Source organism: Rhizobium zaerense (assembly GCF_051810725.1).
In the GTDB taxonomy this organism is placed as follows: Bacteria; Pseudomonadota; Alphaproteobacteria; order Rhizobiales; family Rhizobiaceae; genus Rhizobium; species Rhizobium leguminosarum_I.
In genome coordinates this window covers 234,049-248,720 of sequence record NZ_JBPWQY020000005.1, presented here as the reverse complement: position 1 = coordinate 248,720, position 14,672 = coordinate 234,049, and the positions used below count along the sequence as shown (strand labels likewise).

General features: G+C 62.5%; 15 protein-coding genes. 7 read left to right on the top strand and 8 right to left on the bottom strand.

What is annotated here, in order from left to right; all coding sequences use genetic code 11:
- The 5 genes from ACS4RR_RS32050 (at position 1) to ACS4RR_RS32030 (ending at position 4,537) form a co-directional block, all read left to right on the top strand.
- Positions 1–1,002 (top strand): ABC transporter permease, encoded by a 1,002-nt coding sequence (locus ACS4RR_RS32050; RefSeq protein ID WP_170258347.1) that lies wholly within the window; start codon positions 1–3, stop codon positions 1,000–1,002.
- A complete protein-coding gene (locus tag ACS4RR_RS32045; protein WP_130703870.1) occupies positions 999–2,006 on the top strand; it encodes an ABC transporter permease in 1,008 nt (335 codons plus the stop codon). The genes ACS4RR_RS32050 and ACS4RR_RS32045 overlap by 4 nt, the downstream gene beginning before the upstream one ends.
- A complete protein-coding gene (rhaM, locus tag ACS4RR_RS32040) occupies positions 2,003–2,323 on the top strand; it encodes an L-rhamnose mutarotase (protein WP_260111835.1) in 321 nt (106 codons plus the stop codon). Before ACS4RR_RS32045 ends, rhaM begins: the two co-directional genes overlap by 4 nt.
- Entirely contained in the window at positions 2,320–3,699 is a 1,380-nt protein-coding gene (locus ACS4RR_RS32035) for an FGGY-family carbohydrate kinase (RefSeq protein WP_222385260.1), read from the top strand. Before rhaM ends, ACS4RR_RS32035 begins: the two co-directional genes overlap by 4 nt.
- Positions 3,700–3,778: 79 nt before the next feature.
- Positions 3,779–4,537 (top strand): fumarylacetoacetate hydrolase family protein, encoded by a 759-nt coding sequence (locus tag ACS4RR_RS32030; protein ID WP_170279519.1) that lies wholly within the window; start codon positions 3,779–3,781, stop codon positions 4,535–4,537.
- 16 nt (positions 4,538–4,553) lie between these two features.
- Here the strand turns inward: ACS4RR_RS32030 and mmsB are convergent, their stop codons facing one another.
- The 7 genes from mmsB to ACS4RR_RS31995 form a co-directional block, all read right to left on the bottom strand.
- Entirely contained in the window at positions 4,554–5,435 is an 882-nt protein-coding gene (gene mmsB / locus ACS4RR_RS32025; RefSeq protein WP_222385259.1) for a 3-hydroxyisobutyrate dehydrogenase, read from the bottom strand.
- Between the two features lie 12 nt (positions 5,436–5,447).
- Positions 5,448–7,040 carry a GMC family oxidoreductase gene (locus ACS4RR_RS32020; protein ID WP_222385258.1) on the bottom strand — a complete coding sequence of 531 codons (1,593 nt, stop codon included), beginning with the start codon at positions 7,038–7,040 and terminating at the stop codon, positions 5,448–5,450.
- 133 nt (positions 7,041–7,173) lie between these two features.
- Positions 7,174–8,163: a branched-chain amino acid ABC transporter permease gene (locus tag ACS4RR_RS32015; RefSeq protein ID WP_170279521.1), complete on the bottom strand. Its 990-nt coding sequence runs from the start codon at positions 8,161–8,163 to the stop codon at positions 7,174–7,176.
- A gap of 1 nt (position 8,164) precedes the next feature.
- Positions 8,165–9,052 carry a branched-chain amino acid ABC transporter permease gene (locus tag ACS4RR_RS32010; protein ID WP_003553893.1) on the bottom strand — a complete coding sequence of 296 codons (888 nt, stop codon included), beginning with the start codon at positions 9,050–9,052 and terminating at the stop codon, positions 8,165–8,167.
- Between the two features lie 4 nt (positions 9,053–9,056).
- On the bottom strand, positions 9,057–9,758 hold the full coding sequence (locus tag ACS4RR_RS32005; RefSeq protein WP_260111834.1) for an ABC transporter ATP-binding protein: 702 nt from the start codon (positions 9,756–9,758) through the stop codon (positions 9,057–9,059).
- Entirely contained in the window at positions 9,758–10,540 is a 783-nt protein-coding gene (locus ACS4RR_RS32000; protein ID WP_456190604.1) for an ABC transporter ATP-binding protein, read from the bottom strand. The genes ACS4RR_RS32005 and ACS4RR_RS32000 overlap by 1 nt, the downstream gene beginning before the upstream one ends.
- Before the next feature lie 5 nt (positions 10,541–10,545).
- On the bottom strand, positions 10,546–11,751 hold the full coding sequence (locus ACS4RR_RS31995; protein ID WP_170279524.1) for an ABC transporter substrate-binding protein: 1,206 nt from the start codon (positions 11,749–11,751) through the stop codon (positions 10,546–10,548).
- 175 nt (positions 11,752–11,926) lie between these two features.
- Here ACS4RR_RS31995 and ACS4RR_RS31990 point away from each other — a divergent pair, with 175 nt between their 5' ends.
- Positions 11,927–12,880 carry a LysR family transcriptional regulator gene (locus ACS4RR_RS31990; RefSeq protein ID WP_456190603.1) on the top strand — a complete coding sequence of 318 codons (954 nt, stop codon included), beginning with the start codon at positions 11,927–11,929 and terminating at the stop codon, positions 12,878–12,880.
- Position 12,881: 1 nt separating this feature from the next.
- On the opposite strand, the gene ACS4RR_RS31985 is transcribed toward ACS4RR_RS31990, so the two are convergent.
- Entirely contained in the window at positions 12,882–13,241 is a 360-nt protein-coding gene (locus tag ACS4RR_RS31985; RefSeq protein WP_260111833.1) for a cupin domain-containing protein, read from the bottom strand.
- A gap of 171 nt (positions 13,242–13,412) precedes the next feature.
- Between ACS4RR_RS31985 and ACS4RR_RS31980 the strand changes: the two genes are divergently transcribed.
- Positions 13,413–14,600, top strand: coding sequence for an acyl-CoA dehydrogenase (locus ACS4RR_RS31980; protein WP_260060262.1), 1,188 nt, complete (start codon positions 13,413–13,415; stop codon positions 14,598–14,600).
- Positions 14,601–14,672: the final 72 nt, after the last annotated feature.

Genomic DNA, 14,672 nt, shown 5'->3' with positions numbered 1-14,672 from the left:
ATGGCAAGACTGATCAGAAAACGCGAAACCCTGCTGTTCCTCATCATCGTGGTGATGATCGCGATCTTTTCGACGCGCGCCGCCGATTTCGCAACGCCGGAGAATCTCGCCGGCATTTTCAACGATACCTCCATCCTGATCATCCTGGCGCTCGCGCAGATGACGGTCATCCTGACGAAATCGATCGACCTGTCGGTTGCCGCCAATCTCGCCTTCACCGGCATGGCGATCGCGATGATGAATGCCGCCTATCCCGACCTGCCGCTCATCGTGCTCATCCTTGCCGCGATCGTCATCGGCGCCTGCCTCGGCGCCATCAACGGCTTTCTCGTCTGGGCGCTCGAAATCCCGCCGATCGTCGTCACACTCGGCACGCTTACCATCTATCGCGGCATGGCCTTCGTGCTTTCGGGCGGGGCATGGGTCAACGCCCACCAGATGACGCCGATCTTTCTGTCGGTGCCGCGCACGCCGATCCTCGGCCTGCCGGTTCTCGGCTGGGTGGGCATCGTCATCGTGCTTCTGATGTATGTCCTGCTCAGATACACCCAGTTCGGCCGCTCGGCCTATGCGACCGGCGGCAATCCGACCGCGGCCGTCTATGCCGGCATCGATACCGGCTGGACGAAATTTTTGGCGTTTGTTCTGTCGGGCGCGCTGGCCGGCCTCTCGAGCTATCTCTGGGTGTCGCGTTATGCCGTCGCCTATGTCGATATCGCCAACGGCTTCGAGCTCGACAGCGTCGCGGCCTGTGTCATCGGCGGCATTTCGATTGCCGGCGGCGTCGGCTCGGTCGCCGGCACCGTGCTCGGCGCGCTCTTCCTCGGCGTCATCAAGAATGCGCTGCCGGTGATCGGAATTTCACCCTTCACGCAAATGGCGATCTCCGGAACCGTCATCATTCTCGCAGTCGCCTTCAACGCCAGGCGTGAGCGCAACCGCGGCCGAATCATCCTGCGCGACCGCGCCGCGGCCGAGATCAGAACGGAGGCCGCAGCATGAGCGCCGTGTCCACACACGAAAAGCGGGTCATTCCCGACCGCCTCGGCACGCCCTTCCGCCGCATCCTCGCGAGCTGGGAAGTGCTGCTCTTTGCCGTCGCCGTGCTGATCTTCATCTTCAATTCGCTCGCCTCGCCCTATTTCCTCGATGCCTGGAACCTCTCGGACGCTACCTTCAACTTCACCGAAAAGGCAATGATTGCCTTCGCCATGGCGCTGCTCGTCATATCAGGCGAAATCGACCTCTCGGTCGCCGCGATCATCGCGCTCGCCTCGACGGCGATGGGCGCGGCAGCGCAGGTCGGCATCGGCACACCGGGGCTGGTCGCGATCGGCATCGGCACCGGCCTTGCCTGCGGCATCTTCAACGGCGTGCTGGTCTCGGTGCTGAAACTGCCGTCGATCGTCGTCACCATCGGTACGATGAGCCTTTTCCGCGGCATTTCCTATATCGTGCTTGGCGACCAGGCCTATGGCAAATACCCGGCGGATTTCGCCTATTTCGGCCAGGGCTATGTCGTCTGGGTATTCTCCTTCGAATTCGTGCTCTTCATTGTGCTGGCGATCCTCTTCGCCATCCTGCTGCATGCGACGAATTTTGGCCGGCAGGTCTATGCGATCGGCAACAACGACTTCGCCGCCCGCTTTTCCGGCATTCCGGTCGAACGCGTCAAATTCATCCTCTTCCTGCTGACCGGCGTCATGAGCGGCATCGCCGCCGTCTGCCTGACCTCACGCCTCGGCTCGACCCGGCCGTCGATCGCCCAGGGCTGGGAACTCGAGGTCGTCACCATGGTCGTGCTCGGCGGCATCTCGATCCTCGGCGGCTCCGGCACCATCGTCGGCGTCGTCATCGCCGCCTTCGTCATGGGTCTCGTCACCTTCGGCCTCGGCCTGTTGAACGTGCCCGGCATCGTCATGTCGATCTTCATCGGCCTGCTTCTGATCATCACCATCGCCATCCCGATCATCGCCCGCCGTATCAAGCTCATGAGCTCCCGATGACATCAGAAAAACACGCCTTCAAGATGCAGCTCAACCCCGGCATGGAAGCCGAATACCGCAGGCGGCATGACGAGATCTGGCCGGAACTGGTCGATCTCCTGCGCAAGTCAGGCGCCAGCGACTATTCCATCCATCTCGACCGCGAGACCAACACGCTGTTCGGCGTGTTGACGCGGTCCACTGATCACACGATGGCGAGCCTGCCGGAGCATCCCGTCGTGAAAAAATGGTGGGCTTATATGGCCGATATCATGGCGACCAATCCCGATAATTCACCGGTCCAGAGCGACCTGGTCACCGTCTTCCATATGCCATGAACGCCACCTCCTATCGCCGCATCGCCGTCCTCGACATCGGTAAGACCAATGCCAAGGTCGTCGTGCTCGACAGCGAGACGGGCGCTGAGATCGCCGTGTTGAAACGGCCGAATATCACGATCAAAACCGGCCTCTATCCGCATTACGACGTAGAGGCTCTCTGGTCCTTTGCGCTCGATGCGCTGAAGAACCTTGCGCGCGCGCCCGGCTTCGACGCCATTTCGATCACCACCCATGGCGCCTCTGCAGCACTGCTTGCCCGGGACGGCACGCTTGCCATGCCGGTGATCGACTATGAACACGAATATCCGCAGGACATCCGCGATGCCTATACGCGGCTGCGCCCCTCCTTCGATGAAACCTTCTCGCCGCGCCTCGCGATGGGTCTCAATGTCGGCGCGCAGCTGCACTACCAGAAGAGCGCCTTTCCCGAGGAATTCGCCGAGGTGGCGACCATCCTCACCTATGCGCAATACTGGACGGCGCGGCTGACCGGTGTTGCCGCCAATGAGCTGACTTCGCTCGGCTGCCACACCGACCTCTGGAACCCGAGGGCCGGCCGCTATTCCTCACTCGTCGACAGGCTCGCCATCCGCGGCCTCATGGCGCCGATCCGCTCCGCCTTCGATGCGCTCGGCCCGGTCCTGCCCGACATCGCCGCTGAGCTCGGCCTTGCCGCGCCCGTGCCGGTCTATTGCGGCATTCACGATTCCAATGCCTCGCTGCTGCCGCATCTGGTTCATCGGGAGGCACCCTTTGCCGTCGTCTCCACAGGCACATGGGTCATCAATTTCGGCGTCGGCGGCGATCTCGATCATCTCGATCCGAAACGCGATACCCTCGCCAATGTCGATGCCTATGGCCGGGCCGTCCCCTCTTCCCGTTTCATGGGTGGGCGGGAATTCGAGATCCTTTCGGCCGAGATCGGCCCTGTCGACGCAGAAGCCGCTCAGGCAGCAATCGGTCCAGTCATCGCCAAGGGCATGATGCTGCTGCCAAATATCGCCCTCGGTTCCGGGCCTTTCCCAGGAAAGGCAAGCCGCTGGATCGGTGCCGAAGAAGCAAGCCGCGAGGAGCGCTTTGCCGCTGCCTGCCTCTATCTCGCTTTGATGACCGATGCCTGCCTCGGACTGATCGGCGCCAAAGGCCCGGCTATCGTCGAAGGGCCGTTTGCGCTGAATGAGACCTATCTCCAACTGCTGGCGGTCCTGACCGGCCGCGAGGTCATGGCGCTTCCAGGTTCGACCGGCACCAGCCAGGGTGCCGCCCTTCTGACCGGCATCCGGCCGGTGTCGAGCGCCGAGACGCATATTCCGCCGACCGATATCCCCGGACTGACCGCCTATCGCACCCGCTGGCACGCGGCGATGGAATAGGAGCTTTTCCAAGAACAGACCTTGTTCATCCCTGTCTTGTGATTAGTGTGCACCTCGAAAATCAGGTCGAGGAGATAGCATGACAGAGACATTCGATCCGCGCGCGCTTGCAGCCGGGCTTCACAGCCTGCGACAGGCCGGTCGTCAGGAGGCAACGGACACTTTCGCGCTGCCAGCCGATCTCCATCAGGCGATGGAGGCGCAGGACTTGCTTGCCGCCGCGAACGGTATTTCGAGCAATGCCTGGAAGGTGACGGTCTCGCCGCAGGGCCAGGCGGTCACCGGCCCGCTGCATCCCTATGCCGAAGCCGTCTCAGGCGCTGACATTCCCTGGTATCCGGGCCTGAAATTCGAAACCGAGATCGCCGTCCGTCTTGGCAGGGACCTGCCGATCCGCACAGGCGTTCCCTACAGCCGCGCCGAGGTGGTCGAGGCGATCTCCGCTGTCTATCTCGGCGCCGAACTGTTGATCAGCGCTGTCAAGGAAAGCGGCAGCGTATCGTTTCTGCTGTTCCTCGCCGACCGGCTCGGCAATAGCGGCTATGTGCTCGGCCCGGAGGTCGAAAAAAGCGTCGTCGACACCGTCGCCGGCACGCCGCTCAAGGTCACCCATGCCGGCCGCACGATCTATGATGGTCCAGCACAGCATCCGAAGGGCGACGTTCTCACCTGGCTCGTCGATTACGCGAATGACGGCTTGCGCCCTGAGACATCGCTGAAGACGGGTGCGCTCATCACCACAGGCACGTTGAGCGGCGCGATCGAACTGACCGAACCCGGCGAGATCGACATCCTGCTCGGCAATAGCAGCCTCAGCTTCTCGGTGTCGAAGGTCTGATTTGACGCCGCGGTGCCTACGCCTTGTCGCGGAACATCTCGATGATAGCGGAAAAATCCCTTCCGCCATTGCCCTGCTTTTCGAAAAGCGCATAAAGCTGTGCTGCTTCCGCGCCGAGCGGGGTGGAGGCGCCGCTCGCCAGGGCCGCCTCCTGCGAGAGCCTGAGATCCTTCAGCATCAGTGCCGCGGCAAAACCCGGTTTGTAGCCATTGTTCGCAGGCGAGTTCGGCACCGGTCCGGGCACCGGACAATAGGTATTGATCGACCAACACTGGCCTGACGAGGTCGAGGCAACGTCAAACAATGCCTGATGCGAGAGCCCAAGTTTCTCGGCGAGCACGAAGGCTTCGCAGACGCCCACCATCGAGATACCGAGGATCATGTTGTTGCAGATCTTCGCCGCCTGGCCGGCGCCGGCCTCGCCGCAATGGACGATCTTCTTTCCCATGGCCTCGAGGATTGGTTTTGCCCTGGCGAAGGCGTCTTCCGTGCCGCCGGCCATGAAGGTCAGCGTGCCCGCGGTCGCCCCGCCCGTGCCGCCGGAGACGGGAGCGTCGAGCGACAGGCAGCTGGCGGCCTTGGCCATTTCATGCGCCTTGCGGCTGCTTTCGACATCGATGGTCGAGCAATCGATGACCAGCGTGCCTTGCGCCGCGGACTGCAGGATATCGGTCCAGGCCGTCAGCACGTGCCTGCCCTGCGGCAGCATTGATATGACAATGTCGGCGTCCTTGACCGCCTGGCTGGCATGGCTTGCCGGCTTGACGCCACTCTCCTCGGCCGCCTTCAGCACCGAAGCCGCGAGGTCGAAGCCGAAAACCTCATGACCTGATTTGACCAGATTGGCGGCCATCGGCCCGCCCATGTTGCCGAGGCCGATGAATGCGATCTTTGCCATGGTCTTCTCCTATCAATTGTCTTCGAGGATCATCGCTGCCGCCTTTTCGGCGATCATGATGGTCGGCGAATTTGTGTTGCCCGAAGTGATCGACGGCATCACCGAGGCGTCGGCGATCCTGAGCTTGCCGAGCGCCCGGAGTCTCAGCCTGGGATCGACGACGCTGTCCCTGTCGGCACCCATGCGGCAGGTGCCGACGGGATGGAAGATCGTCGTGCCGATCTCGCCTGCCGCCCGCTCCAGATCGGCCTCCGTCTGATAGGCTGGCCCCGGCTTGAATTCCTCCGGCCTGAAACGGGCAAACGAAGGCTGCGCGACGATCTTGCGCGTCAACCGTATTGAACGGACAGCTATGTCACGATCGCGCTGCGTCGAGAGGTATCTAGGGCTGATCGTCGGCTGGGCGGCGAAATCCGGGCTCGACAGGTGGACAGAACCGCGGCTTTCCGGCCTGAGGTTGCAGACGCTCGCGGTGATCGCCGGAAAAGGATGGATGGGATCGCCGAACTTTTCCAGCGAGACCGGCTGCACATGATATTGCAGGTCGGGCGTTTCCCGGTCCGGGCCCGATCGGGTGAAAATGCCGAGTTGGCTCGGCGCCATCGCCATCGGTCCGGAGCGACGGACGAGATATTCGAGCCCGATCGCCGCCTTGCCAATCAGCTTCGTCGCCTTCTCGTTCAGCGTCGGAACGCCCGTGACTTTGTAGGCCAGACGCAGTTGCAGATGGTCCTGCAGGTTCTCGCCAATGCCCTTGACCTCGGTGACGACATCGACGCCCGCTTGGCTGAGAACCTCGCCCCGGCCGATGCCCGACAGTTCCAGGATATGCGGAGAGCCGATCGAACCGGCCGAAAGGACGGTTTCTTTCGCGGCATAGGCGCGTTTCGCCAAGCCCCGATGCTGGAATTCGACGCCGGCAACGGCGCCTTCCTCCACCAGCAGCCGCCGGACCTGCGCCTTGGTGAGCACGGTCAGGTTGGAGCGTTTCATCGCCGGGCGCAGGAAGGCCTTCGACGTGTTCCAGCGAATGCCGGAACGCTGATTGACGTCGAAATAGCCGGAGCCCTCATTGCTGCCGCGGTTGAAATCCGCGGTCTCCGGAATGCCGGCTTCCTTGGCAGCCTGCTGGAAGGCATCGAGCACGGCCCAGCGCACGCGCGCCTTCTCGATGCGCCATTCGCCGCCGGCACCATGCATCTCGTCTTCGCCGCGATAAAAATCTTCGGACTTGCGGAAGAAGGGCAGAACATCGTCCCAGCCCCAGCCGCTGCATCCCATCTGCCGCCAGAGGTCGTAGTCGCGCGCCTGACCGCGCATGTAGATCATGCCGTTGATCGACGAACAGCCGCCGAGCACCTTGCCGCGCGGATAGCTCAGCGCCCGGCCGTTCAGCCCCGCTTCCGGCGCCGTGGTGAAGCACCAGTCGGTGCGCGGATTGTTGATGCAATAGAGATAACCGACTGGAATATGGATCCAGTGATAATTGTCGCTGCCGCCGGCTTCGAGCAGCAGTACCCGGCTCCGGCCATCGGCCGACAGCCGGTTGGCGAGCACGCAGCCGGCGCTGCCTGCCCCGATGATGATATAGTCGTAACGATCCATGCCCCGACGAGACTCCAGATGCTTGCCGCTTCCCCCTCCCCGCAGCCCGGGGAGAGGAAGAGTCGCAGCGTCGCCGCCCGTCTCTTTTCTGGGGAAAGAGTAATTCTTCCCGGAAAGAGAGAGGTCCGCCCGTTCAGCGGCGATAGACGAAGCCCAGTTTCCGCCCCAGCCGAGAGGCGTAGAATTCACCGATGATCCCACGGCGGAAGATCAGCACGCAGACCATGAAGACGATGCCGGTGATGATCGTCACCGGGAATTCCGACGTGGCGAGGTAGTTTTCCAGCGCCACCACCAGCCCGGCGCCGAAGAGCGGGCCGATCAGCGTGCCGATGCCGCCGAGCAGCGTCATCAGGATCACCTCGCCCGACATCTGCCAGGCGACGTCGGTCAGCGTTGCAAACTGGAAAACGATCGATTTCACCGCGCCCGCGAGCCCGGCAAGCGCTGCCGACATGACGAAGGCGCCGAGCTTGTAGCGCGCCACGGAATAGCCAAGCGAGATCGCCCGTTGCTCGTTCTCACGGATCGATTTCAGGATCATGCCGAAGGGTGAATTGATGAAGCGCCAGATGATCAGCACGCCGATGATGAACACGGCCAGCACGAAATAATACATGTTGGTCGAGCTGTTCAGATCGATGAAGCCGAAGAGATGACCGCGTGGCACGGACTGGATGCCGTCCTCGCCCTCGGTGAACTTCGCCTGCAGGCAGAAGAAGAAGAACATCTGCGACAGCGCCAGCGTGATCATCGCGAAATAGATGCCCTGCCGGCGGATGGCGAAGAAACCCATGACGAGCCCCAGAAACGCCGCCCCCGCCACGCCGATCAGGATGCCGAGTTCCGGCGGCAAGCCCCATGCCTTCACCGTATAGGCGGTGAAATAGGCAGCACCGCCGAAGAATGTGGCGTGGCCGAAGGAAAGCAGGCCGGTATAGCCGAGCAGCAGGTTGAAGGCGCAGGCAAAGAGCGCGAAGCAGAGCAGCTTCATCAGGAAGATCGGATAGAAGAAAAACGGCGCCAGTAGCAGGAGCAGCAGCCCGGCCAGCAGGAAACCCGCCTGCACCGAAAGGGCGGTTCTGTTTTTTTCCGTTCGGATGGTGTCGGTGATGTCGGCCATGTCAAGCATCCCGTCCGAAGAGGCCCGCGGGCCTGATGAGAAGCACGATCGCCATGATGACGAAGATCACGATGTTCGACGCCTCGGGATAGAAGACCTTGGTGAGGCCCTCGGCGATGCCGAGCACATAACCGGTGATGATCGCGCCCATGATCGATCCCATGCCGCCGACGACGACGACGGCGAAAACGACGATGATCATATTCGAGCCCATCAGCGGCGAGACCTGGTAGATCGGCGCCGCCAGCACGCCGGCAAAGGCGGCGAGACCGGCGCCGAGCGCATAGGTGAGCGTCAACAGCACCGGCACGTTGACGCCGAAGACCTGCACCAAAACGGCATTTTCGGTGGCGGCCCTGAGATAGGCGCCGAGCTTGGTCTTTTCGATCAGCAGCCATGTGCCAAGGCAGACGACGAGCGAGACGACGACCACCCAGCCGCGATAGATCGGCAGGAACATGAAGCCGAGATTGGCCCCGCCGGCAAGGGCCGCCGGTGTCGCATAGGGCTGGCCGGAAGAGCCGTAGAGATAACGGAAGGTGCCCTCGACCGCGAGCGCCAGTCCGAAGGTGAAGAGCAGGCCGTAGAGCGGATCGAGATCATAGAGCCGCCGCAGGAACAGCCGCTCGATGATAGCGCCGGCAAGGCCAACGATAACGGGCGCCAGGATCAGTGACGGCCAGTAGCCGATGCCGGCATAGGTCAGCAGCAGGTAGGCGACGAAGGCGCCGAGCATATATTGCGCGCCATGGGCGAAGTTGATCACCCTAAGCAGGCCGAAGATGATGGCGAGGCCGAGGCTGAGCAGCGCGTAGAACGAGCCGTTGATCAGGCCGATCAGCAGCTGGCCGAGCAGCGCCTGCAGGGGAATGCCGAAGATCATCGTCATCTGGTCACACTCCCAGAACCTTGTGCAGCGTATCCATGCGCTGCGGCAGTTCACCGACCGGGAATTCCGACACCATCTGCCCATGATCCATCAGATAGAAGCGATCGGCAATACGGCTGGCGAAGCGGAAATTCTGCTCGACCAGCAGGATCGTCATGCCGCGCTCCTTCAGCGTCTTCAGCACCTCGCCGATGCGCTGGACGATCACGGGGGCAAGCCCCTCCGTCGGTTCGTCGAGAATGAGCAGCCTGACGCCGGTACGCAGGATCCGGGCGATCGCCAGCATCTGCTGCTCGCCGCCGGATAGTTTGGTGCCCGGGCTGCCGCGGCGCTCGTGGAGATTGGGGAAGAGCTCATAGATCTCGTCGAGCGTCATGCCGCCCGCTGCCACGACAGGCGGCAGCAGCAGGTTTTCCGAAACGGTCAGCGTCGAGAAGATGCCGCGTTCCTCCGGCACGAAGCCGATGCCCCGATGCGCCGTCTTGTGCAGCGGCACCTGCATCATATCGCTGCCGGCAAAGCTGATCTTGCCCCTGCGGGCCCCCACGATGCCGGTGATGGTGCGCAGCGTCGTCGTTTTGCCGACGCCGTTGCGGCCGAGAATGGTGATCGTCTCGCCTTCGGCCACACGCATGTCGACGCCGTGCAGGACGTGGCTTTCGCCGTACCAGGCATTGAGCCCCTGGACTTCGAGGAGAGCGGCCATCAATGCTCCTCCGTGCCCATATAGGCCACGCGCACGCGCTCGTCCTGGCTGACGGTGGCATAGTCGCCCTCGGCGAGGATCTCGCCGCGCTGGAGCACGGTGACATGCTGGCAGATATCGGCGACGACGGAGAGATTGTGTTCGACCATCAGCACCGCCCGGTCGCGGGCGACGTCGCGTATGATCGACGAGACGACGCCGACATCCTCCTGCCCCATGCCGGCCATCGGCTCGTCGAGCAGCAGCACTTTCGGATCCAATGCCAGCGTGGTGGCGATCTCCAGAACGCGCTTGCGGCCATAGGAAAGATCGGCGGCGATGTGATCGCGCTCCTTGGACAGCCCGACGCTCGCCAGCAGTTCGTCGGCGCGCTCGTTCAGCCGGCCGAGCGCGGACAGCGGCTGCCAGAACTGCGTGGAAAGATTGTTCGGCCGCTGCAGCGCCACGCGGACATTGTCGAGAACGGTCAGGTGCGGAAAGACCGCCGAGATCTGGAAGGAGCGAACGAGCCCCATGCGCGCCACTCTGTCGGGCGGCGTCTTGGTGATGTCGGTGCCCATCAGCGTGATGGTGCCGGAGGTCGGCTGCAGGAACTTGGTCAGCAGGTTGAAGACCGTCGTCTTGCCGGCGCCGTTCGGGCCGATCAGTGCATGCACGCTCGCGTCATGCACGTCGAGATCGACGTTCTTGACGGCCGTGAAGCCACCGAAATCGCGGCGCAAGCCGCGGGCGGACAATACCACCCGCGGCTTTTCCTGAGTTTCAATTGCGGAGACCGCCATCGTGCTTACTTCACCAGATCGCAGCCGCTCTTGGCGGGATCGATATAGGCTTCCTTGCCGGGAATGGTGGCGAGAACGTTGAAGTAATCCCACGGCTCCTTGCTTTCGGCAGGCTTCTTGACCTGCAGCAGGTACATGTCGTGGATCATGCGGCCATTGGCGCCGACCGTGCCGCCGCGGCCGAAGACGTCGTCGACCGGCAGTTCATGCAGCTGCTTGGCGACGGCTTCCGTCTCGTCGGTGCCGGCCTTCTGCACCGCCTTCAGATATTGCGTCACTGCTGAATAGGTACCGGTGTGGATCATGTTCGGCATCTTGCCGGTGCGGGCGAAGAATTTCTTGGCGAAGGCGCGGCTTTCGTCGTCGCGGTTCCAGTAATAACCTTCCGTCAGCGTTAGCCCCTGCGCCGCATCGAGGCCGAGACCGTGGACTTCGGCCAATGTGAAGAGTAGTGCCGCCAGATGCTGGCCGCCTTGGGTGATGCCGAATTCGGCCGCCTGCTTGATGGCGTTCGAGGTGTCGAGGCCGGCATTGGCAAGGCCGATCACCTTGGCGCCGGACGATTGCGCCTGCAGCAGGAAGGACGAAAAGTCCTGGGTCGACAGTGGGTGGCGGACGGCGCCGACGACCTTGCCGCCACTCGCCTTGACGTAATCACTGGTCTGCTGCTCCAGCGAATAGCCGAAGGCATAGTCGGCAGTCAGGAAGAACCAGCTGTCGCCGCCCTGCTTGACGAGCGCGCCGCCGGTGCCGACAGCTAGCGCATGGGTGTCGTAGGCCCAATGGAATCCATAAGGCGAGCAGGCCTTGCCGGTGAGATCCGTAGTGGCCGCACCTGTGACGATGTCGATCTTCTTCTTCTCCTTGGCGATCGCCTGCACGGCGAGCGCCACCGACGAGGTCGTCAGTTCCATGATCGCATCCACCTGCTCGGTGTCGTACCACTGGCGGGCGATGTTGGAGGCTATATCCGGCTTGTTCTGGTGGTCGGCATCGACGATCTCGACCGGCACATCAAGCACCTTGCCGCCGAAATCTTCGACCGCCATCTTGGCGGCTTCGACAGAAGACTTGCCGCCGAAATCGGCATAGACACCCGACTGATCGTTCAGGATGCCGATCTTGACCTTGCCGTCGGTCGCGCTCTGCGCGAGTACCGCAGTGCTGCTCGCGAGCAGAAATGCAACTGATACAATGAAATTCTTACGCATATTCTCTCCTCCCAGAGATTGGCCAGATTGCGGATCTGTTCAGATTTGGCCAGCCGCACTCCTCAGAGCGGCGGACCCTGCCCTTACGATCACGGAAATTCCCCGTTGAAGCAACGGGTGGTTTACAACTAATTCCAAACAGTATCTGTTCGTTTTTGAACAGATGAGGATCGCGATGAAGAATCCACCGCAGTTTACTTGGGACGATCTGCAGTTTTTTCTAGCCGTCGCCCGCACCGGACAGCTGTCGACCGCCGCCAGGCAACTGCGCTCCAGCCATGCCACCGTCTCGCGCCGCATCGACCGGCTGGAGTTCACCCTCAAGGTCAAGCTGTTCGAGCGCAATCCCCGCGGCTACGTGCTAACCGCCATGGGCACGCGCTTCGTCGAGACGGCCGAGAGGATGGAGCAGGAGACCGAACGGCTGCGCGCCGACCTCGCCGACGGCTCGATGGCGCAGCGCGGCCTTGTGCGGCTCAGCGCGCCGGAGGGTTTTGCCAATTTCTTCTTCGCAACCGTGCTGCCGCAGTTTGCCGCCCAGCATCCGCACCTGGCGCTGGAACTGGTGACGATCCAGCAGATCATGTCGCTGTCGCGCAAGGAGGCCGATCTTTCCGTCGTGCTCGACGAACCGAAGGGCGGGGCGTATTTCGCCGAGAAGCTGACGGATTACCACCTGCAGGTATACGGCTCGTGCGATTATCTGGCCAAGGCGCCTGACATCAACTCCCGCGAAGACCTGCTCAGCCATCCCTTCGTCAGCTATATCGAGGAAATGATCTTCGCGCCGGGCCTGGATTATCTGGGCGATGTGCACCCGCGCATCAAGCCGCAGTTCCAGAGCTCCAGCATCTTCGCGCAGCTGACTGCCACGAGAAACGGCCTCGGCCTCTGCATCCTGCCCTATTTCTTCGCCAGCCGTTATCCCGAACTCGTGCGCGTGCTGCCAGACGAGATCGACCTCAAGCGCCATTACTGGATCACCTGCCATCGCGACCTGAAACAGGCGCCCCGCGTGCGCGCCGTCATCGATTTCCTCCGTGAGGCGGTGCGCGGCGAGGATGCGCGCTTCGTCCCGCCCTATGTCACCGCCGCCGGCCCCGCGCGCCGGGCAAGAGCGGATGTTTAGATCATGAGTGGCATGATGCCAGCTCTTTCAGGAATTCGGCCCGGTGCGGGGTGAATGCATCGATCAGTCGGCCCTTTTCCAGCGCCTTGACGCCATGGACCAGATTGGGGGGCACGATGAAGCTGCCGCCCTGCTTGAGCACCTCGGTCCGGCCATCGATCGTCACTTCGAAACTGCCTTCGGCGACATAGCTCGCCTGGATGTGCGGATGCGAATGGGCGGCACCCACGGCACCGCTTTCGAAGGCCACTTCCACCATCATCATCTCGGGCAGGTAGGTCATGATGCGCCGGACGACGCCGGGCTCGGGATTGACCCATTCGGCGCCTTCGGCCGATACGAACAGATCGCTTGACGACATTTCCGCCTCCTCGTTCCAGAATCGATCGCGGGCAAAGTGGATCATGCCGACGCTTTTGAAAAGATGGCGTGGCCCGTCTTTTCGGCGCGACGACCTTCTGTTGACGCGGTCGGCTGGCGGGTCTATGGCCAACTTGAGCGAGGCAAGCCTGAACCATGAGGAGACGCCGCCATGCAGCATACGCGCGAAGTTTTCGACTGGGCCGATCCGTTCCGCCTGGTGGAGCAACTGACCAGCGAAGAGCGCATGGTGCAGGATACTGCCCACGCCTATGCGCAGGAAAAGCTTGCGCCCCGCGTTCTCGACGCCTTCCGTAACGAAAAGACCGATCCTGAGATCTTCCGCGAAATGGGCGAACTCGGCCTGCTCGGCCCGACGGTCTCGCCGGATTATGGCGGCGCCGGCCTCGGTTACACCGCCTACGGCCTGATCGCCCGCGAGGTCGAAAAGGTCGATAGTGGTTATCGTTCGATGATGAGCGTCCAGTCATCACTCGTAATGGTGCCGATCGAAACCTTCGGGTCGCAGGCACAGAAGCTGAAATACCTGCCGAAACTCGCCACCGGCGAATGGATCGGCTGCTTCGGGCTGACCGAACCGGATCACGGCTCCGACCCCGGCTCGATGGCTACACGTGCCAAAAAGGTCGACGGCGGCTACAGCCTGACCGGCTCGAAGACCTGGATCTCCAACGCACCGATCGCCGATGTCTTCGTCGTCTGGGCAAAGACCGAGGATGGCCTCATCCGCGGCTTCATCCTCGAAAAGGGCTGGAAAGGGCTTTCGGCTCCCGCCATCCACGGCAAGGTGGGCTTACGCGCCTCGATCACCGGTGAAGTGGTGATGGACGGGGTCTTCGTGCCTGAGGAAAACCTTCTGCCTGATGTGACAGGCCTCAAAGGGCCGTTCACCTGCCTCAACTCGGCCCGCTTCGGCATCGCCTGGGGCGCACTCGGTGCTGCCGAGGATTGTTATGCGAGAGCCCGGCAATATACGCTCGAGCGCAAGCAGTTCGGACGGCCGCTTGCCGCCAACCAGCTGATCCAGAAGAAGCTCGCCGACATGGCGGCGGAAATCGCGCTCGGCCTTCAGGGTTGTCTGCGGCTTGGCCGCATGAAGGAGGAAGGCCATCCGCCGGTGGAACTGACCTCGATCCTCAAGCGCAACAGCTGCGGCAAGGCGCTGGAGATTGCGCGGGCGGCCCGCGACATGCTCGGCGGCAACGGCATCTCCGACGAATTCGGCATCGCCCGTCACCTCGTCAACCTCGAAGTGGTCAACACCTATGAGGGCACGCACGACATCCACGCGCTGATCATCGGCCGGGCGATCACCGGCATTGCCGCCTTTGCGAACTAGCCTCTTGGCGCGAAAGGGCGAATTGCCACGCGCCTGACAATGTGCAACCTTCGCTGAAGGCGGCAAGAGCCG

What these genes read in the sequence shown, in the direction of transcription:
- ACS4RR_RS32050 (WP_170258347.1), top strand. Translation starts at nt 1, where the DNA reads ATGGCAAGACTGATCAGAAAACGCGAAACCCTGCTGTTCCTCATCATC.
- ACS4RR_RS32045 (WP_130703870.1), top strand. Translation starts at nt 999, where the DNA reads ATGAGCGCCGTGTCCACACACGAAAAGCGGGTCATTCCCGACCGCCTC.
- rhaM (WP_260111835.1), top strand. Translation starts at nt 2,003, where the DNA reads ATGACATCAGAAAAACACGCCTTCAAGATGCAGCTCAACCCCGGCATG.
- ACS4RR_RS32035 (WP_222385260.1), top strand. Translation starts at nt 2,320, where the DNA reads ATGAACGCCACCTCCTATCGCCGCATCGCCGTCCTCGACATCGGTAAG.
- ACS4RR_RS32030 (WP_170279519.1), top strand. Translation starts at nt 3,779, where the DNA reads ATGACAGAGACATTCGATCCGCGCGCGCTTGCAGCCGGGCTTCACAGC.
- mmsB (WP_222385259.1), bottom strand. Translation starts at nt 5,435, where the DNA reads ATGGCAAAGATCGCATTCATCGGCCTCGGCAACATGGGCGGGCCGATG.
- ACS4RR_RS32020 (WP_222385258.1), bottom strand. Translation starts at nt 7,040, where the DNA reads ATGGATCGTTACGACTATATCATCATCGGGGCAGGCAGCGCCGGCTGC.
- ACS4RR_RS32015 (WP_170279521.1), bottom strand. Translation starts at nt 8,163, where the DNA reads ATGGCCGACATCACCGACACCATCCGAACGGAAAAAAACAGAACCGCC.
- ACS4RR_RS32010 (WP_003553893.1), bottom strand. Translation starts at nt 9,052, where the DNA reads ATGACGATGATCTTCGGCATTCCCCTGCAGGCGCTGCTCGGCCAGCTG.
- ACS4RR_RS32005 (WP_260111834.1), bottom strand. Translation starts at nt 9,758, where the DNA reads ATGGCCGCTCTCCTCGAAGTCCAGGGGCTCAATGCCTGGTACGGCGAA.
- ACS4RR_RS32000 (WP_456190604.1), bottom strand. Translation starts at nt 10,540, where the DNA reads ATGGCGGTCTCCGCAATTGAAACTCAGGAAAAGCCGCGGGTGGTATTG.
- ACS4RR_RS31995 (WP_170279524.1), bottom strand. Translation starts at nt 11,751, where the DNA reads ATGCGTAAGAATTTCATTGTATCAGTTGCATTTCTGCTCGCGAGCAGC.
- ACS4RR_RS31990 (WP_456190603.1), top strand. Translation starts at nt 11,927, where the DNA reads ATGAAGAATCCACCGCAGTTTACTTGGGACGATCTGCAGTTTTTTCTA.
- ACS4RR_RS31985 (WP_260111833.1), bottom strand. Translation starts at nt 13,241, where the DNA reads ATGTCGTCAAGCGATCTGTTCGTATCGGCCGAAGGCGCCGAATGGGTC.
- ACS4RR_RS31980 (WP_260060262.1), top strand. Translation starts at nt 13,413, where the DNA reads ATGCAGCATACGCGCGAAGTTTTCGACTGGGCCGATCCGTTCCGCCTG.